The 15326-nt window shown below is 78.0% G+C and carries 11 protein-coding genes; 2 read left to right on the top strand and 9 right to left on the bottom strand.

Translation table 11 applies throughout. The annotated features are described in order from the left end of the window. Nucleotides 1-5 precede the first annotated feature (5 nt). The 3 genes from ACI8AB_RS15705 to ACI8AB_RS15715 are packed head-to-tail and all read right to left on the bottom strand — an operon-like array spanning nucleotide 6 to nucleotide 3964. A complete protein-coding gene (locus tag ACI8AB_RS15705; protein ID WP_456950865.1) occupies nucleotides 6-902 on the bottom strand; it encodes a DUF2510 domain-containing protein in 897 nt (298 codons plus the stop codon). A gap of 54 nt (nucleotides 903-956) precedes the next feature. Then, entirely contained in the window at nucleotides 957-2564 is a 1608-nt protein-coding gene (locus ACI8AB_RS15710; protein WP_456950866.1) for a serine/threonine-protein kinase, read from the bottom strand. Then, nucleotides 2561-3964 carry a M20/M25/M40 family metallo-hydrolase gene (locus ACI8AB_RS15715; RefSeq protein WP_456950867.1) on the bottom strand — a complete coding sequence of 468 codons (1404 nt, stop codon included), beginning with the start codon at nucleotides 3962-3964 and terminating at the stop codon, nucleotides 2561-2563. Before ACI8AB_RS15715 ends, ACI8AB_RS15710 begins: the two co-directional genes overlap by 4 nt. Before the next feature lie 45 nt (nucleotides 3965-4009). Between ACI8AB_RS15715 and ACI8AB_RS15720 the strand changes: the two genes are divergently transcribed. After that, the gene (locus tag ACI8AB_RS15720) at nucleotides 4010-4846 is read left to right on the top strand and encodes an alpha/beta fold hydrolase (RefSeq protein ID WP_456950868.1); all 837 of its coding nucleotides are present in this window, start codon (nucleotides 4010-4012) and stop codon (nucleotides 4844-4846) included. Next, a complete protein-coding gene (locus ACI8AB_RS15725) occupies nucleotides 4843-5373 on the top strand; it encodes a GNAT family N-acetyltransferase (protein ID WP_456950869.1) in 531 nt (176 codons plus the stop codon). Before ACI8AB_RS15720 ends, ACI8AB_RS15725 begins: the two co-directional genes overlap by 4 nt. 127 nt (nucleotides 5374-5500) lie before the next feature. On the opposite strand, the gene ACI8AB_RS15730 is transcribed toward ACI8AB_RS15725, so the two are convergent. The 6 genes from ACI8AB_RS15730 to ACI8AB_RS15755 all read right to left on the bottom strand — a co-directional run bounded on the left by ACI8AB_RS15730 (nucleotide 5501) and on the right by ACI8AB_RS15755 (nucleotide 15267). After that, nucleotides 5501-5995, bottom strand: a complete 495-nt coding sequence (locus tag ACI8AB_RS15730) for a GNAT family N-acetyltransferase (protein ID WP_456903396.1) — start codon at nucleotides 5993-5995, stop codon at nucleotides 5501-5503. 406 nt (nucleotides 5996-6401) lie between these two features. After that, the gene (locus ACI8AB_RS15735; RefSeq protein WP_456950870.1) at nucleotides 6402-9818 is read right to left on the bottom strand and encodes an ATP-dependent helicase; all 3417 of its coding nucleotides are present in this window, start codon (nucleotides 9816-9818) and stop codon (nucleotides 6402-6404) included. A 16-nt stretch (nucleotides 9819-9834) separates the two neighbouring features. Continuing rightward, nucleotides 9835-13023: an ATP-dependent helicase gene (locus tag ACI8AB_RS15740; RefSeq protein ID WP_456950871.1), complete on the bottom strand. Its 3189-nt coding sequence runs from the start codon at nucleotides 13021-13023 to the stop codon at nucleotides 9835-9837. 305 nt (nucleotides 13024-13328) lie between these two features. Continuing rightward, nucleotides 13329-13661 (bottom strand): MGMT family protein, encoded by a 333-nt coding sequence (locus tag ACI8AB_RS15745; RefSeq protein ID WP_387990390.1) that lies wholly within the window; start codon nucleotides 13659-13661, stop codon nucleotides 13329-13331. Next, the gene (locus tag ACI8AB_RS15750) at nucleotides 13658-14602 is read right to left on the bottom strand and encodes a hypothetical protein (protein ID WP_456950872.1); all 945 of its coding nucleotides are present in this window, start codon (nucleotides 14600-14602) and stop codon (nucleotides 13658-13660) included. Before ACI8AB_RS15750 ends, ACI8AB_RS15745 begins: the two co-directional genes overlap by 4 nt. A 77-nt stretch (nucleotides 14603-14679) precedes the next feature. Next, nucleotides 14680-15267, bottom strand: coding sequence for a TIGR03086 family metal-binding protein (locus tag ACI8AB_RS15755; RefSeq protein ID WP_387990396.1), 588 nt, complete (start codon nucleotides 15265-15267; stop codon nucleotides 14680-14682). Between the last annotated feature and the right edge of the window lie 59 nt (nucleotides 15268-15326).

The following is a 15326-nucleotide window of genomic DNA, read 5'->3' on the forward strand; positions in this document are numbered from 1 at the left end:
GGCGCCTACAGCACGTCGATGTCGGCGACGACCCGGTCGATGGTCCCGTACAGCTCGGCGTGCGTGTTGGGGATCGAGACGTAGAGCAGCGCGGGGTCGGGCCGGCCGACGTCGACGACCAGCAGCGCCGCCCGCTCACCGGTGGAGTCGTAGCCCTCGACGTCCCAGGTGAGCTGGAACTCGACCAGGTGCGCCGCGTGGCCGTCGACGGTCAGCGCCTCGTCGCGCAGCACCTCCCGCTCGTTCGGGTACGGGTAGTAGGCCGCGCGCACGCTGTCGGCCAGCGCCGTCACCGTCGCCTGCTCGCTGCCCGGGCCGGTCCAGCCGTAGCCGTCGGAGACCGGTCCCGACGTGCACTGGGCGATGAAGTTGCCGCCGTCGGGGGTCTGCTCCTGGGTGATGAAGTACTGCCCGGCGATGGTGCGGGTCTCGGGCATGGAGCCGAGGTCGTACTCGTACCAGCCGTTGCCGAGGAAGGGGTAGGAGATGCCCGCCTCCTCGTCGATGATCCGCACGGTGCCGGGCGGGAACGTCGGGCCGGCCGGCGGGGAGCCGGCGACCGGCGGGTCGGTCTCGGTGCCCTGCCCGGTGGCGCTGCCCCCGGACAGGCCGACGACCAGCGCGACGACGACCACGGCGACGACGGCCAGCAGCGATCCCCCGACCCACCAGGCCGTGCGGGGCCGCCGGACCGGCTCCGACGACGGGCCCGGCTGCCAGGACCCGCCGTCCCGGGGCGACGGGGGCGCGGCCACCGGCGGCGCCTGGACGGCGACCCCGGGTCCGGCCGGCGTCGTGACGTCGGACCACGTCTCCCCGTTCCACCAGCGCACCACCCCGGGAGCGCCGTCGGGGTCGGGGTACCACCCCGCGGGTGCGCGCGTCAGCCCAGGTCCGGTCACGGGGGGCAGCGTAGGGCGGGAGGCGCGCCGTCCCGGGCTGCCGCGGCGTGCAGGTCAGTCGTGGCCGCGGTCGGCGTCGTCGTCCCACCAGCCGCGCAGGGTGGAGAGGCCGTCCACGCCGCCGCCGCGCAGCTCGGCCACGGCGTAGGTCCCGAGGTCGTCCCACGTCCAGGCGAACACGGTGTCCCCCTCGTCGTCCACCCAGCAGGCCGCCCGGCCGACCTCGGTGCCGTCGTCGTCGAGGACGGGGAACCAGCCGGTGGGCCCGGGGGCGCCCTCGTACTCCGGTCCGCAGTCGAAGCGGTCGTCGAGCCGGTCGAGCCCCCGGGTGTCGGCGGCGAGGGCCCGTGCGGCGCCGTCGCCGTCGTGCGCCGCGTAGGTGACCGCGGACGGCCCGTCCTCCTCCGGGTCGCCCGGGCAGCTGAGCTCCCGGAGGACGCCGTCGGCGGGCTCCTCCGCGGTGCACGCCGCGGGGTCGGTGCCGGCCGCCAGTGCGGTGGCGACCAGCCGCTGGCCGGCCGCCCGGGCGTCCTCGCGGGCGTCGTCGAGCCGGAGGACCACCGCGGCCAGCGCCCCGGCGAGCGCGAGAGCGAGGACCGCGCCGAGCCCGGCGAGCACCCACGGCAGGCGGGCGGGCCGCCGCGGGACCGGTGGGCGCGGCCCGACGGGAGTGGGCGGCGCGGCCGGGTGGCCCGTCTCCTGCTGCCGGGTGACCGCGCGGGCCGGGGCGCCGTCGGCGGCCGGGCCCACCGCCGTCCCGGCGTCGCTCCCGGGGACGGGGACGCCGCTCTCGGCCAGCGCGGCGCGCGCGGCGGCGGCCATGGCCCCGGCCGTGGGCCAGCGCCGGTCGCGGTCCTTGGCCAGGCCCCGCAGGACCACCGCGTCCAGCGCCGGCGGGACACCCGGGGCCAGGGACGACGGCGGGGGCGGCGGCTCGTGGACGTGCGCGGCCATCAGCGCCACCGGGTCGTCGCCGGCGAACGGCCGCCTCCCGGTGAGCGCCTCGAACAGCACGCACGCCAGCGAGTAGACGTCGGCGCGGGCGTCGAGCGGGCCGGAGCCGAACCGCTCGGGCGCCATGTACTCGGTGCTGCCCACGGCCATGCCGGTGCCGGTCAGCGCCGGGCCGGTGGCGTCGGCCGAGGTGCGGGCGATGCCGAAGTCGGCGAGGTAGCAGAAGTCCTCACCGGGCGCCGACGCCGCCAGGTCGCCGCCGTCGGCGCGGGCGACCAGCAGCACGTTGGAGGGCTTGACGTCGCGGTGCACCAGGCCGCCGGCGTGCGCGGCGTCGAGCGCGCGGGCCACCTGGCCGACGACGTCGACCGCGCGGGCCGGGGACAGCCGCCCGGCGCGGCGCAGCAGCGAGGCGAGGTCCTCCCCCTCGACCAGCCGCATGTCGAGGAACAGCTGGCCGTCGACCTCGCCGTACCGGTGGATGGGGACGACGTGCGGCTCGTTCAGCCGCGCGGCGATGCGGGCCTCGCGGCGGAACCGCTCGCGGTAGCTCTCGTCGGCGGCCCACTGCGGGTGCAGCACCTTGAGGGCGACGTCGCGCTCGTGCTCGCCGTCGTGGGCGCGCAGCACCTGGCCCATGCCGCCGCGGCCGAGCACGCCGAGCACCCGGTAGGGGCCGAAGCGCCCGCCGCCCGCCGGCGCGGTCACCGCGCGGCCAGCTCCCGCCACAGGTGGGCCGCGGCCTCGGCGCCGCGGTGCAGCATCGGCAGCAGCACCCGCTCGTTCGGTGAGTGGATGCGGTCGGTGGGCAGGCCGGCGCCGAGGAAGACCAGCGGCGCGCCCAGCACCTCGACGAGGTCGGCCTCCGGGCCGCTGCCGCCCTCGCGGGTGAACAGCACGTCGTCCGGGGCGGTGTCGAAGGCCTGGCCGATGGCGCGCAGCAGGGCGCCCGTGTGGGGCGAGTCGAGGTCGCTCGCGCACGGGGCGACGCCGCCGGGCGGGGTGTGCACCTCGGCCGTGATCCCCTCGGGCAGGTGCTGCTCGACCCACGCGCGCAGCATCGGGCCGACGTCCTCGGGCCGCTGGTCGGCGACCAGCCGGAAGGTCAGCTTGGCGTGCGCCTCGGCCGGGACGATGGTCTTGTGGCCGGGGCCGGTGTAGCCGCCCCACATGCCGTTGACCTCGGCGGTCGGGCGGGCGCCGATCCGTTCCAGCGTGCTGAACCCGGCCTCGCCGGCGGTGGCGCGGGAGGCGGCCGGCCCGGCCAGCCAGGCGGCCTCGTCGAAGGGCACGCGGGCCATGAGCTCGCGCTCGCGGTCGGTCAGCTCCCGGACCTCCGCGTAGAAGCCGGGGAGGGTGACCCGGCCCTGCTCGTCGTGCAGCGCCGCGAGCAGGGACGCCATCGCGTGCAGCGGGTTGGGCACGCCGCCGCCGAAGGACCCGGAGTGCAGGTCGACGGCGGGGCCGCGCAGGGTGATCTCGGCGTCGGCCAGGCCGCGCATGGCGACGACGGCGCTGGGCACGTCGGGGGCGGCCATGCCGGTGTCGCTGACGACGACGACGTCGCAGGCCAGCCGGTCGGCGCGCTCGCGCAGCAGGTCGGCGAAGTGCGGCGAGCCGGACTCCTCCTCGCCCTCGACGAGCAGCTTCACCGTGACGGCCGGGGTGTCGCGGCCGGTGGCGGCCAGGTGCGCGCGGATGCCGAGCAGGTGGAAGGCGACGTTGCCCTTGTCGTCGATGGCGCCGCGCGCGTGCAGCTCGGGGCCGGCCGGGGTCTCGACGCGGGTCGGCTCGAACGGCGGGTGGTCCCACAGCTCCAGGGGGTCGACCGGCTGCACGTCGTGGTGGCCGTAGACCAGCGCGACCGGCGCGTCGTCGTCGGCGCTGGGCCACTCGGCGTAGACGGCGGGGGCGCCCGGCGTCGGCCAGATCTCGACGACGGGGAACCCGGTGCGGCGCAGCGCCCCGGCCAGCCACTCCGCGCTCGCCGCGACGTCGCCGGCGTGCGCCGGGTCGGCCGAGACGGAGGGGATGCGCAGCCAGGCGTCGAGGTCGGCGTGGAGATCGTCGAGGTGGGCCTGCACGAAGTCGCGTTCCGGGCTCGTCACGAGCGCGACGGTAGCGGCGCACCGGCACCGGATACGTTGCGACCCATGGCCGGAGAACTGCTGCGGGTGGACGTCGGTGACCTGACCTTCGACGTGCGGGCCGACGGCCCCGGGGACGGGCGGCCGGTGGTGCTGCTGCACGGCTTCCCCGAGACCTCGGCGTCGTGGGCCGCGGTGACGCCGCGGCTGGCCGAGGCGGGGCTGCGCACCTACGCCGTCGACCAGCTCGGCTACTCCCCCGGCGCGCGGCCGCTCGACGTCGACTCGTATGCGCTGCCCCACCTCGTGCAGGTCACCGCCGACCTCATGACGGCGATGGACGTCCCGGTCGCCGACGTCGTCGGGCACGACTGGGGCGCCAACGTGGCCTGGGCGCTGGCCGGCTGGCACCCCGACCGGGTGCGGTCGCTGACCGCCGTCTCGGTGCCGCACCCGACGGCGTTCACCGCGGCGTACCGCTCCGACCCGGAGCAGAGGGAGCGCTCGTCCTACATCCGGCTGTTCTGGCAGGAGGGCAAGGCCGAGGAGGTGCTGCTGGCCGACGGCGCCCGCCGGCTGCGGCGGATGTACGGGGACGCGGTCGCCCCCGAGGCGGTCGACGAGTACGTGGCCGTGCTGTCCGCGCCGGGGGCGCTCACCGCCGCGCTCAACTGGTACCGGGCGATGAGCTCGTCGACACCGGTGGACGACGTGACGGTGCCGACCACCTTCGTGTGGAGCGACGCCGACATCGCCATCGGCCGGATCGCCGCCGAGGGCTGCGGGTCCTTCGTCGCCGGCGACTACCGCTTCGTGGAGCTGCCCGGCGTGAGCCACTGGATCCCCGAGCAGGCGCCCGACCAGCTCGCCGCCGCGATCCTGGACCGCATCGCCTCCTCGTGACCGTGCGGCTGCGCGTCCCCACCGCCGAGGACGCCGACGCCTGGACCGACCTGTTCGACGACGCGGAGGTCATGCGGTACGTCGGCAGCGGCGAGGTGCGGGACCGGGCGTGGTACGCGGCGTTCGTGGCACGGCAGCAGGCGCTGGCGGTGAGCACCGGCCTCTGCCTGTTCTCCGTGCTCGTCGGGGACGAGGTCGTCGGCTTCACCGGCGTCCAGCCCTGGGCGCAGCCGTGGGGACCGACCGGGGTGCCCGAGGTCGGCTGGCGGCTGGGCCGCCGGTTCTGGGGGCGCGGCCTCGCGACGGAGGCGGCGGCGATCGCGCTGGACCGGGCTCGGGTGCTCGGGGTGCCGCGGGTCGTCGCGATGGTGCACGCGGACAACGCCGCATCGCTGGCGGTCGCCCGGAAGGTCGGTCTCACCGAGGAGGCGGTCCTCCGGGCGCCGTCCGGGGTGCCCGTGCTGCAGTACGGCACGGCACCGGCCTCGGTGAGCACCGACACCCCGGACGCCGCCCCCGACGCCTGATGCCCGCCTGAGCCGTCCGTTCCCCGTCCACGGGCCCTGCCGCGCCACGCACCCGATCGCAGGGTCCGGTGCGCACCGGCCGGGCCCGCGTCCGCTCGGGGCACGTCGCCGTGGAACGGGCGGGGAGTCAGAGCAGCCGGTAGTAGCGGACCAGCGGGAGTGCGGTGAAACCGGCGGCCTCGTAGGTCCGCCGGGCCGGCGCGTGCCCCGGGTCGCCGCCGGTGCCGATCGCGACGATCCGGACACCGGCGCGACGCAACTGGTCGACGCCGTCGTCGAGGAGCGCACGCCCGATGCCGCGCCGCTGGACCACCGGGTCGACGGCGAGCATCTCGACCTCCCCGCCGTCCGGCTCGTCGTGCGTCTCGTCGTGCACCACGACGGCGACGAAGCCGACCGGCCGGCCGTCGTCGACCGCCACCCGCACGCGCATCCCCGCGTCGCGCAGCACCCGGGCGACGGCGGCCGCCTGGGAGGCCCGCCAGTCGGGGTACAGGTGCCGGTACACCGCCCGGCCGAGGACCGCCTCGAAGGACGCGAAGACCGGCGCCCACGCGCGCAGCGACAGGGCGACGACGCCGTCGACGTCGGCGTCCTCGAGGTCCCGGATCACGACGGTCACCCCGTCAGGCTGGCCCGCACGTCAACCGGGTCCCCGGACGGCAGGACCGGGCCGGCGACCCGGTCGGTCCCCGTCGAGGTCGAGGAACTCCCCGGACTGCGGGAGGTGCCGGCGCAGCTCCTCGACGGTCAGCGGCACCGACCAGCACCGGCGTCCCGGCGCGACGAGGTGCCGAGGAGCCGCTGCAGCAGCTCGCGGGCGGGCGGGCGGGCAGCCGATCGAGCACAGCCGGTGGCCCGTCCCGGTGCGGACCTCCTCGGCGACGTACCCGACGGCGAACGCCCGGGACGGCGTCTCCAGGACCTCCGGCCGGACGCCGCCGCGGTGGTACGGGATCGCGGTCTGAACACGGCGTCTCCTCCCCCGTGCGCCCCGCCCCGGGGCCGTCACGGGTTCCGGCGTCCGCTCACGTCTCCTCCTCGGGCGGCGGGGGCAGCTCCTCGTCGTCGGGCTCCGGCGGCGGGGGCAGCTCGTCGTCGGGCTCCGGCGGCAGCTCCTCGTGGGTGGCCTCCCCCGTGACCAGGGCGAGCAGGCCGGCCTCGTCGAGCAGGTCGACCGGGCGCACGGTGACGCCGGCGGCGACGTGGTGGAAGCCCGCGCTCACCTTCTCCACCGGGACGCCGGTCAGCCGCGACCAGCCCAGCCGGTAGGCGGCCAGCTGCACCGCTGCCGCCGAGAGCTCCGCGCCCGACGGCGGCGGGCCGGTCTTCCAGTCGACGACCTCGAAGCCGCCGTCGCCGTCGGCGAAGACGGCGTCGATGCGCCCGCGCAGGGTGAGAGGACCCAGCGGCGTCTCGAACGGCACCTCCACCTCGACCGGCTGCCGGTCGGCCCAGGGGCCGGCGAGGAACGCCGCCTGCAGGGCGCCCAGCGCGCCGTCGGGCGCCGCGGACCCGTCGCCGGAGCCGGGCAGCTCGTCGAGGTCGAGCAGCCGGGAGACGCCGAAGCGCTCCTCCAGCCAGGCGTGGAACGCCGTCCCCCGGCGGGCCAGCGGCGCGGGCGCCGACGGCATCGGCCGGCGCAGCCGGCGGGCCAGCTCGGCCGGGTCGCGACGCAGCGCGACCAGCTCCGACACCGACAGGTGGCTGGGCAGCGGCACCTCGACGGTCGGCCGCGCGGTTCGGCGGCGCTCGCGCAGCAGCAGGTCGGCCTCGCGCACCCACTGCTCGACCACCGGGTCGGACGTGCCCAGCGCGGCCGCCGGGTCCAGCGGGTGCGGGGCGGCGCCCGTGACCAGCTCCGCGGCGGCGGTGAGCGCGCGGCGGCGCGGCGGGGACAGCGGGTCGGCCGGCCACACCCCGACCGGCCACTCCTCCAGCGCGGGGTTGGTCGCGTCCTCCTCCGGCCGCTCGGCCCAGGCGACGACCACGCCCGCGCCGGCGGTGCACGCCCGCCGGACGGTGTCGAGCAGCACCGAGGGCCCGTTGGGCTTCACGCCCTCGCGCCACCAGCTGCCCGAGCACAGCAGCAGGTGCTTGGCGCGGGTGACCGCGACGTAGCCCAGCCGGATCTCCTCGGCCTCGCCGAAGGCCTTCCACTCCTCCACGTAGTCCTCGAGCGCCGCGCGCACCGCCGCCTGGTCGCCGGAGCCGGGCACCGGCAGCCGGAGCTGCGGCAGCTCGGCGCGGTCGGTGGTGCGCAGGTCGACCGGGATCGCGCCGGGGTCCTTGACCCAGGAGTCGCTGGTGTCGGTGCGCGAGGGGAACTGGTCGGCGGTCATGCCGGGCACGGCGACGACGTCCCACTCCAGGCCCTTGGCCGAGTGCACGGTGAGCAGCTGCACCGACTCGGGGTCGACCGCCACCTCGCCGGGCTCCAGGCCGCGCTCGCGCTCCTCGGCGTCGCGCAGGTAGCCGAGGAACGCCGGCAGCGAGGGCAGCTCGGCCAGCTCGGTGAACTCGGCGGCGACGGCGTGCAGCGCGTCCAGGTGCGCCCGCGCCGCCCCGGGGCTCACGCCGGGCGTGCTGGCCAGCTCGGTCTCCAGGCCGAGGGTCCGGGCGACCTCGTCGACCAGGTCCGGCAGCGACTCCCCCAGCCGCCCGCGCAGGTGGGCGAGCTCCCCCGCGAGCCGGCGCAGCCGGCGGTACGCCGCGCGCGAGTAGGCGCCGGGGTCGCCGAGGTCGTCGAGCGCCTCGACGATGCTGCCCCGCTCGGAGCGCCGGACCGGCTCGTCGTCGTCCCCGTCCGGCCTGCGCGCGTGCACCAGCGCGCGGGCGCGGGCCTCCAGCGCCGCGAGGTCGCGCGGGCCGATCCGCCACCGGGCGCCGGTGAGCAGCCGGCCCAGGGCGTCGCCGGCGGAGGGGTCGACCAGGACGGTGAGGGTGGCGACGACGTCGGACACCTCGGGCACCTCGAGCAGCCCGCCGAGCCCGACGACGGTCACCGGCAGCCCGCGGGCGCGCAGCGCGGCGGCGATGCCGGGCAGCTGCTTGCGGGTGCGGACGAGCACCGCCGTCGTCGGCGGGCGGCCGCCGGGCCGGGGCGGCAGCGCGGGGTCCTCGCCGCGCCAGCAGGCGGCCAGCCGGTCGGCGAGCGCCTCGGTCTCCTCGGCCACCGTCGCGTACAGCCCGGCGAGGACGGTGCCGGGCCCGGCGGCGGGCCGGGCGGTGAGGTCCGGCAGCGCCACGACCGGCGCGGGCAGGAGCCCGGCGACGGCGTTGGCGACGTCGAGCACCGCGCCGTCGTTGCGCCAGCTCGTGGCCAGCGTGAGCCGCTGCGCACCCTTCCCGCGGGCGCCGGGGAAGGTGCGGTCGAAGCGCTCGATCGTCCCGGACGAGGCGCCGCGCCAGCCGTAGATCGACTGGCGCGGGTCGCCGACGGCGAGCACCGCGTGCCCGGTGGCCCGCCCGAACAGCGCCTCGAGCATCCGCAGCTGGCCGACGCTGGTGTCCTGGTACTCGTCGAGGAGCACGATCCGCCAGCGCGCCCGCTCGCGGCGGCCCACCTCGGGCGCGGAGACGGCGATCCGCGCGGCCAGCGCGACCTGGTCGGAGTGGTCGATCGCCCCGGCGGCGCGCTTGCGCCCCTCGAACGCCTCGACCAGCGGCAGCAGCGCCACCCGGGCGCGCTGCCGGGCGAGCATCTCGACCACCGGCTTGTAGGGGCCGCGCTTGCCCTTCGCGTCGGGGTAGCCGGCCACCTGCGCCTCCAGGCGCGCGGTCCAGGTCCGCAGCGCCGCGGGGCTGACGTCGTGCTCGCCGAGCTCGGCGGCCAGCGCCAGCACGTCCTCGGTGGTGGTCAGCGGGCTCAGCGGGACGTCGTCCATGTCGCCGGTCCAGCCGGACACGACGGCGGCCGCCTGCCCCCAGCACATGGCGGGGCCGAGCACGCCGGCGCCGGGCTCGACGCCGATCCGCAGCCCGTGCTCGGAGACCAGCGAGGCGGCGTACCCGTGGTAGGTCGACACCGTCGGCACCGCGACGGCCAGCCGCTCCCTGAGCTGCGGGTCGGTCTCGGGGTGGCGGGCGAGGGCACCCAGCCGCAGCCGGATCCGCTCGTTGAGCTCGCTGGCCGCCTTGCGGGTGAACGTGAGCCCGAGGATCTCCTCCGGCGCGACCAGCTCGTTGGCGACCAGCCAGCACACCCGGGCGGCCATCGTCTCGGTCTTGCCCGATCCCGCCCCGGCGACGACGACCAGCGGCCGGTCGGCGGGCGCGGACACCACCCCGGCCTGCTCCGGCGAGGGCGCGTACGACAGCCCGCAGCGGGCCGCCACCTCGGCCGGGTCGAGCAGCCGCCTCGGCTTCACCGGCTCGGCGACCGCCGGGCCCAGGAGGTCGTCGAAGGAGAGCTGCTCGTCGGGCGTGGGCGCGCGCCGGCTCACCGGCGTCCCCGCCGGGTCACGCGGTGACCTGCCGGCCGCGCTCGTGCAGCGGGCAGCTGCGCCGCGCCGGGCACCGCCCGCAGTGGCTGCCGGTGCGCACCTCGAAGGTGGCCGCGCCCATGCCCTCGCCGACCTCGGCGACCAGTTGCCCCGCCCACGTCTCCCCCAGCGGCACGTTCGGCGGCAGCGCGTCCTGCGCCTGCTCCTTCGCCCTCGTCCCGGTACCCACCTGCAGCAGCGAGGCCCCGCCCGGGGCGCTGCCGTGGTCGCCGAACGCGCCGGCGGCCACCGCCACCTGGTAGGCGGCCAGCTGCCCGTGGGTGTCGACCTCCTTGGCGTGCGTGCGGCCGGTCTTGAGGTCGACGACGACCAGCCGGCCCGCGGCGTCGCGCTCCAGCCGGTCCACCTGGCCGCGGATGCGCGCCCGCCCGACGGTGACGTCGAAGTCGGCCTCGGCGGCGAGCAGCTCGCGGCGGTTGGCGGTGTGCCAGCCGAGGAAGCGCTCGAGCATGTCGCGGGCGGCGACCCGCTGCCGCTGGTCGGCCCAGCCGGGGCCGAGGTCGAGGGCGTCGAGCTCCTCGGCCAGCGCGGCCCGCGCCTCGGCGGGCGGCAGCCCCTCGGCCACCTTCTGCGCGACCGCGTGCACCGCCGAGCCGACCGTGCGGTGCGACTCCGGGGCGGCCTCGGCGCCGACCGCGCCGAGCACCCACTTCAGCGGGCAGCGCTGGAAGGTCTCGATCGCCGAGGGGCGCACCCGCACCACCTGGTCGTCGGGCACCAGCGGGGCGTCGTCGGACAGCGGCGCCAGGCCCCACCAGTCCTCCGGGGAGGCGCCGGGCACGCCCTCGGCGGCCAGCCGGCGCAGCACCGCCGCGGCCGCCGAGCGGCGGGCCGGGTCGGTCTGCGGGTCGCTGACCGCGCGGCGCAGCTCGGCCACCAGCGCCGGCAGCGTGAGCGAACGCGGCAGCGGCGTGAGCGGCCGGCCGTCGTCCGGCGGGGCGACGACGAGGTCGAGGAAGCGGGAGGCGGTGGCCCCGGCGTCGGGACCGTCCAGCGCGCCCTCGACGGCGGTGACCACCAGCCGCTTCCGGGCGCGGGTGGCGGCGACGTAGAACAGCCGCCGCTCCTCGGCGAGCATCTGCGTGCGCCGGTCCACCGACGTGCCGTCGATGCCGGCCACCCGCTCCACCAGCAGCTCGGTGCCGAGCAGCGTGCCGCGGTCGCGCAGGTCGGGCCAGATGCCCTCCTGCACACCGGTGACGCACACGACGTCCCACTCCAGACCCTTGGACGCGTGCGCGGTGAGCAGTCGGACGGCGTCGGTGGCGGCGTCGCGCTCGGCGCCGGTGAGGCCCGGCAGCTCCTGGGCCGACAGGTGCTCGACGAACGCGCCGACGGTGGCCGACGGCAGCCGGTCGACGAACCCGGCCGCGGCGTCGAACAGCGCGACGACGGCGTCGAGGTCGCGGTCGGCGGCGGCGCCGGCGGCTCCCCCGGCGGCGCTGGCCCGCGCCCACCGGCCCGCCAGGCCGCTGCGCTGCCACATCGCCCACAGCACGTCCTCGGCGGACCCGTCGCGGGCGAGCGCGACCCGGCCGGCGGCGAGCACCGCGGCCACCCGGCGGGCCGGGCGGGCCACCGCCTCGGGCAGCTCCTCCAGCAGCGGCGCGTCGGCCAGCGCGGTGGCCAGCGGGGTGCCGCGCTCGTCGGCGTCCACGCCGCGCTGGGCCTGCGCGATCCGCACCGCCCGGCGCAGCCGGCGCAGGTCGAGGACCGTGGCGCCGCCGAGCGGGGACGCCAGCAGCGCCTCGGCGCCGGGCTCGTCGAGGGCCAGCGCCCCGGGCTCGTCGCCGGGCCGGGGCAGCAGCGCGGTCAGCGCCGCCAGCAGCGGCGCGACGGCCGGCTGCGCGGCCAGCGGCAGGTCGTCGGTGGACACCTCGACCGGCACGCCCGCCGACGTCAGCGCGCGCCGCAGCGGGCCGATGGCCAGCACGGTGCGGACGACGACGGCCATGTCCGACCACGGGACGCCGTCGACGAGGTGGGCGCGGCGCAGGGTGTCGGCGACGTAGGCGGCCTCGACGGCGGCCGAGCCGAACACGTGCACCTCGGCGCGGCCCGCGTCGGCGCCCTCGACCGCCTGCAGGCGGCGGTGCTCCCACGGGCCGGGGAGCGCCTCGGCGACCCGGCGGCTGACCTCCAGCAGCGCCGGACCCGAGCGGCGGCTGACGCCGAGCGAGAGCCGCTGCGCGGGCCGGCCGTCGACGGTGCGGAACCGGTCGGGGAACTCGACGATGCCGCGCGGCTCGGCGCCGCGGAACGCGTAGATCGCCTGGTCGGGGTCGCCGACGACGACCAGGTCGCCGCCGCCCCCGGCGAGCAGCTCCAGCAGCTCGACCTGCGCGGGGTCGGTGTCCTGGTACTCGTCGACGAACAGCCAGCGGGCCCGCGCGCGCTCCTGGCGCAGCAGCTCGGGGTCGTCCTCCAGCTCGGCGATCGCGGCCCGGACCAGCTCGGCGGGGTCGTAGCCGGAGGCGTCGCCGCCGCCGGCCGTGGAGAAGGCGGTGACCGCCTCGTACTGCTCCTGGAACGCCGCGGCGTGCAGCCACGCGTCGGTGCCGGTCTCGCGGCCCCACGCGGCCAGCAGCTCGGGGTCCACGCCGCGCTCGGTGGCCCGCAGCAGCAGCTCGCGCAGCTCGCCGCGGAACCCGGCGGTGGCCAGCGCCGGCAGCAGCGACGCCGGCCAGCGGACCGCACCCTCCCCGGCGAGGTCACCGCGCAGCAGCTCGGCGACGACGGCGTCCTGCTCGGCGGCGGTGAGCAGCCGGGGCGGGGCCTCGCCGCGCAGCAGCGCCGCCCGCCGCAGCACGCCGTACGCGTAGGAGTGGAAGGTGCGGGCCAGCGGCTCGCGGATGGTGCGGGCGACCCGCGCGGTGATGCGGGTGCGCAGCTCGGCGGCGGCCTTGCGGCTGAAGGTCAGGACGAGGACCTGCTCGGGGTTGACGCCGCGGTCGATGCGGGCGGCGACGGCCTCGACGATCGTCGTCGTCTTGCCGGTGCCGGGGCCGGCGAGCACCAGCAGCGGGCCGCCGGCGTGGTCGACGACGGCCTGCTGGGTGGGGTCCAGCCGCGGCGGCGCCACCGGTTCCCGGTGCGGCTGCACGAGCCGGTAGACCGGCGCACCCTCGTCCCCCCGCAGTGCCACCCTCCGATGACACCACGACTCACCGACAGCGCCGCAGAGCGCTTCGTCACGCGGGCGGGTCCCCGACCCGGTACCGGTGCCCGGTCTGGCCGGGGAGGCGGTCCGGCAGCACCTCCTCCACCGGCCGCCGGAGGCGCCCTCCTGCCCGGTGCCCCGGTTCCGGTCGTCGCCGCCGAGGGTGCGGGCGCCGACCGGCACCGCGCCGGCGCGGGCCACGAGCCGGCCCGCCGTCGGGTCCGGGGCGGCCAGCTGCGGGGTCGGCCAGGCCGTGTCGCCGCCCGGGCCGGCGATGGAGCCGCCCGGCCTCAGGGCCAGGCGACGGCGGCCAGGTCGACCCGGCCGTCGCGTACCGGCACGCCCTCCCCGGCCAGGAGCTGCAGCTGGCGCACCCGCACCGGCTCGGCGCAGGTGCCGTCGGCGCGGACCACCCGGTACCAGGGCACCGCCGCCCCGCCGCCGCCACCGGACAGCGCGCGGGCCACCCGCCGGGGCCCGACGCCGACCAGCCGGCCGATCGCCCCGTAGGTGCTCACCCGGCCCGGCGGGATCGACTCGACGGCGTCGTACACCGCCTCGTCGACGTCGGCGGCGTCCACCGCGGACGGGCGGCGCGGCTCCCCGGGCGGCCGGGGGCTCACAGCCGGTAGTCGCTGTGCGCCTGCCACCAGGCGTAGAGCGCGGCGAGGTCGGCCTGCGTGCCACCCGGCGCCCCGACGATGCCCTCGACGAGGGCCGCGTCGTCGGTCCAGGTGATGACCACCGCGTTGTTCTCGGTGTCGATGGCGCACGCCACCAGGCCGCTGTTGCTCCCGCCGCCCCACGAGCCGATGCCGGTCGTCGCGGTGCAGTCCTGACCCTCGGGGAGCTGCGCCAGCCCCTGGTTCGAGGCGTCGTCCGTGAACACCGCGTCCATCGTCGCCTTGTCGGGGTACTGGAAGAACTCGGCCTGCTGCGGACCGGGCTGGGTGGTGCTCGCGCCGCACGACGCGTGGGCGACGTCGCCGTCGCCGGCGAGCGCGGCCTCCGTGCAGTCGGTGAAGTCGACCGGGAGGATCGCCAGCAGGTCCCCGCCGGGCCCGGACCCACCCGTCGTCGGGGCCGCGCTGGTCGACGACGACGGCGCACTCGGGGACGGGCGTGACGACGTGCCGGCCGACGACTCGGCCGAGGTGGTCGTGGCGCCGGCCGCGGGGGCCGGGTCGTCGTCCCGGAGGACGACGAACAGGACGACCGCGGCGGCGACCACGAGGACCAGAGCGGCGACGAGGCCGATGACCAGCCCGCGCCGGTTGCGTCCCGGTCCCGGGCCCCCGGGCTGCCCGTACGGGGCCGGCTGCCCGTACTGACCGGGCTGGCCGTACTGGCCCGGCGGCCCGTACGGACCGGGCTGGCCGTACTGGCCCGGCTGGCCCTGGCCGTACTGGCCGGGCTGGCCGTACTGGCCGGCCTGGCCCGGCTGGCCCTGGCCGTACTGACCCGGCTGGCCGTACTGACCCGGCTGGCCCTGGCCGTACTGGCCCGGCTGGCCCTGACCGTACGGATCCGGCTGACCGGACGGGCCGTAGGGCGGCTGACTCATGGGGACCTCCCGCTGACGTGCCCCGGAGGATAGGGAGACGTCGGGTGCGGCGGACCCCTCCGACGCGTCGCGGCGGGCTAGGCCCGGCGGCCGAAGCGGGCCAGCAGGCGCCGCTGCGGGGCGGCGCCGTCGGGCAGCTCGACCGCCGGCGCGAACAGGCCGGGCACGCCGTCGGCGGGCAGCCGCGCGGCCATCGCCTCCGCCGCACGGACCAGCGCCGGGTCCAGCGCCTCGTCCCCGCCGGTGGCGCGCGCGAGGTCCCAGGCGTGCACGGTGAGGTCGGCGGTGAGCTCCTCGACGTACTCGCGGGCCGGCGTCGGGCCGCGGGACAGGTGCACGGTGCCGGCCGCCAGGTCGGCGGTGGCGACGGCGGCCAGCGCCTCGTCCGCGACGGTCTCCCACGCCGTGAGCGGGTCGTCGCCGAGCAGGGCGTCGGTCCCGGCCGGCACGCGCGCGGCGACGGCGTCGAGGGGCTCGCCGGCCAGCAGCCCGGGCACCCAGTGCGCCTCGCCGACCAGGTGCGCGACCAGGTCGGCCACCGTCCAGCCGGGCAGCGCCTCGAGGTCCCACTGCCCCGGCTCGACGGCGTCGACGCGGTCGGTGAACGTGGCCTGGGCGCGCTGGAAGAGCTCCAGCAGCTCGGTCGGTGACGTCGGCTCGGGCACCGGACCAGTCAACACGGACGCCGAGGGCCCGGCACCCGTGACGGGTGCCGGGCCCTGGC

The organism is Geodermatophilus sp. SYSU D00698, assembly GCF_054050335.1.